Below are 830 nucleotides of genomic sequence, written 5' to 3' on the forward strand. Positions count from 1 at the left end.
CGAGACGCTATGAGTCATTTTGCAGGAGGTGTGCATATTGTGACAACAAATGGCATTAAAGGAAGGCGCGGGGTGACAATTTCAGCGTGTTGTTCTTTATCTGATGATCCCCCAACACTTCTTGTTTGCCTAATGCGCCATAATCCTAAGAATCAGTTATTTATGGAAAATGGGAATTTTTGTGTTAATAGCTTGGCAGGAAAACATCGTCCACTAGCGGATGTTTTTTCCAGGCGCTGCAATTCCACAGAAACTGAATGTTTTGATATAGCACAATGGGGGACTTTGCAGACTGGTGCCCCTAGTCTTTCAGATGCTTTAGCTTCATTTGATTGTCGTTTGATTTGTTGGCACGAGCATGCAACCCATTACGTTTTGATTGGTGAAGTTGTTGCAATCAACTGTAATCAAGAAAAAGAGGCTTTGATGTATTTGAATCGTGGATATCATACTCTACCTTTATAAAAATTTTTATTTTTTTACTAAGATGATTTGTTGTTGGTCCGTTTGGGTTTTAGCTCAACGATTTTTATGTTTTTTAGAATGGCTGGAAAAAAGACGTATGATGTATGGAAGAGTCCTAATCAGTTATTATTTCCAAGAGAATACATGCTATGCAAAAAAGTGACTGAAGACCTAAACAATGACTTTAAACACATTTTTAGAGTGTTATAAAAAAGCATTTTGCACTTGTGTTGATCGATATTGAACAATATATAGACCCCACATACCATATATGGAGGTTTTTATGGAATGAACGAAGAGATTGATGGTCAATATCGCCCTAGTGAAGATGAGCCTTTTATGAATGAGCGGCAAAAGGCGTATTT

General features: G+C 37.3%; 1 protein-coding gene and 1 pseudogene. Both read left to right on the plus strand.

Translation table 11 applies throughout. The annotated features are described in order from the left end of the window. The coding region (locus tag ACFIK8_RS09870) for a flavin reductase (protein WP_375669321.1) at positions 1-465 on the plus strand (465 nt) is incomplete at its 5' end. A 288-nt stretch (positions 466-753) separates the two neighbouring features. Continuing rightward, positions 754-830, plus strand: a pseudogene (locus tag ACFIK8_RS09875) (RNA polymerase-binding protein DksA); the annotation flags it as partial.

It is taken from the genome of Bartonella sp. MR168JLCBS (assembly GCF_042194175.1).